This window comes from Paenibacillus sp. GCM10023252 (assembly GCF_042653305.1).
In the GTDB taxonomy this organism is placed as follows: Bacteria; Bacillota; Bacilli; order Paenibacillales; family Paenibacillaceae; genus Pristimantibacillus.
Genome location: NZ_JBHSHW010000026.1, coordinates 1 through 2,106, shown reverse-complemented (window position 1 = coordinate 2,106; position 2,106 = coordinate 1). Strand labels below are relative to the sequence as shown.

2 protein-coding genes are annotated in these 2,106 nt (G+C 37.8%); both read right to left on the bottom strand.

The annotated features are described in order from the left end of the window. Window positions 1–191: 191 nt before the first annotated feature. A complete protein-coding gene (locus ACFO9Q_RS15155) occupies window positions 192–1,196 on the bottom strand; it encodes a hypothetical protein (protein WP_379183490.1) in 1,005 nt (334 codons plus the stop codon). Window positions 1,197–1,420: 224 nt separating this feature from the next. Further along, window positions 1,421–1,972 carry a histidine phosphatase family protein gene (locus ACFO9Q_RS15150; protein WP_379183492.1) on the bottom strand — a complete coding sequence of 184 codons (552 nt, stop codon included), beginning with the start codon at window positions 1,970–1,972 and terminating at the stop codon, window positions 1,421–1,423. Between the last annotated feature and the right edge of the window lie 134 nt (window positions 1,973–2,106).

Sequence of the window (2,106 nt, the reverse complement as noted above, 5' to 3'; positions counted from 1 at the left end):
TCATCGACATCACCTAGCCCTATTTCTTTAAGGTTTCTAAATGTACTTGGCAATTTTACCTAACGTTTCGTATATTCACGACGCCCGGCGAATGCCGGGTGTGTCCACAGCAACTCCTCCTCTGAAGCCGCTTCTGGGACCGAGGGCGAATGCCCGATGCGTGAATATGGTGTTATATGACGTATCGTCCTCTATGAGTTACCCTCAAATTCATTCTTTAATTCTTCATTTATTAAATGTTCAGAATTTCTATTAATCCAGAACTTTCGCTCTTGCGTATTTGTTAATAAAAGCATTCCACTAATACGTCTAGATTTAGCTAAGAAATCATTAATGGATTCATATCCTTTATCTTTAACAATGGATTCATTTGCTTCCCTTATTAATTGATTAATCGAAGCAATTGAGTCCATCATATCGTAACTTTCATGCGTTTCATTATCAGCATATATGAAGATCACGTTCTTCTCGCCGTCGAGCAATTGATGAGTTTTTTCAAATATTATGTCACCAAATTTTTTATACTCATTTCCTGAAAATGGCGTCGCAAACAATCCTCCATAATTTCTTATCTCGTTGTGAATCCTACGGTACTCTGGAATACTTGAAATGTATACTTTCAATCCATTCACAAATTCATCGAGTAATATTTCCATTGGCTCTTCAAATTCCTCAGGTAGTTCAGAAAGAAAAGAATCAATTCGAACAATAATCTCCTCTATTCTTTGAATTAAAACTTCAAACTGATCTGATCTATCTATAGAACTTGTATCAAGGCCTAAACCAAAATTTCTACGAATGTTTGATTTTGCCTTTCCCCAAAATAAATTAATAAATTGCTCTCGTTTTACTTCTGCAGAAGTTCTTCTAATTCTTCTTACTTCAAAATAAACATCACCATTTGTTCTAGTTCTAGCCCTAAAGTCAGGTGAGCGTTGAGTTTGATGAAATGGTTCGTATTGTAATTCAATGACTTCATCAAGTGCTAATAAAAACGAAGCACATCGTAATTCGGTTATTACATCATAAAGGTCCTCTTCGCCCCTTGCTCCTCTGAGTTTACTTATTATTTTAGTTTGGTTGTCAAGGAACCATTGTCTAAATCTTGTCGCACCTGTCCCAAAATGAACTAGCAAGCTCTTTATAGTATCAGGCTGTCTACTAAGAAAAGAATAGTTATTAATAACATCTTCCAATGAAAACACCTCATATTGTTTTTACGGTATGTCATATAACGTTCTTGTATTCACGAACCCGAGAGGCTTAAGGCGACCAACGGGAGACGAGTCGAAGACTTAGCCTCGCAGGGTTGTCCGGCTGCTTCCACTTCCCCGATTATTCTTCTGCCGGACCGAGGGCGTCAGCCCGAAGCGTGAACACGGTTTTATCCGAAGGCTCCGGTCTTCTTCGATATTGCACGCTAACGTTCTAGTCTTGTGACTTCTTTAAGAGTACTTTCTTCGAATTGCAACTTATAAATATCTGGCTTTTTCGTTTGTTCTAAAAAGTCAAACCCATATTCAGAATTGAAGTAACTCATCATCAAAGTCATTACATTGCCGTGTGTTCCAATGACGATTTTCTTTCCTTTGTTATCTTCCATAATAGCTTTTAATACAGCTACCGCTCGATTTTGGCAAACGGTGTTTGATTCACCTCCTGGCAATGAATAGTAAGGATCACTGAACATTCGCCTGTATGCCAGCAAGAACTCAGCATCAGAAATAATATAATCTTCGTTTGAAAAGTGTCTCTCTCTTAAATCTTCAAAAGTCTTAATATCCAAATTTAATATTTGTGCAAGCCCTTCAATTGTTAGAATGGCTCGGGCATAAGGACTAGAAATAATTACGTCTATTCCTTCATTTTTAAGTATCTCAGTTACTTCTTCTGCCTTCTTCTTTCCCTCAGGAGTTAATCCCCTGGTTCTTTCACTACCTTCTGAATATGGAGATTCCGCGTGTCTAACCATATATACAGTCGTCACTGACTGTCCCTCCTTATATTATTCTTTATAACAGCTTTTCCTGAGCTTTCGGATAACGTTCTGGTATTCACGACGTCCATCTCCCTTAGATAGCTCTTATCTTAGGGAGATGGATGTGT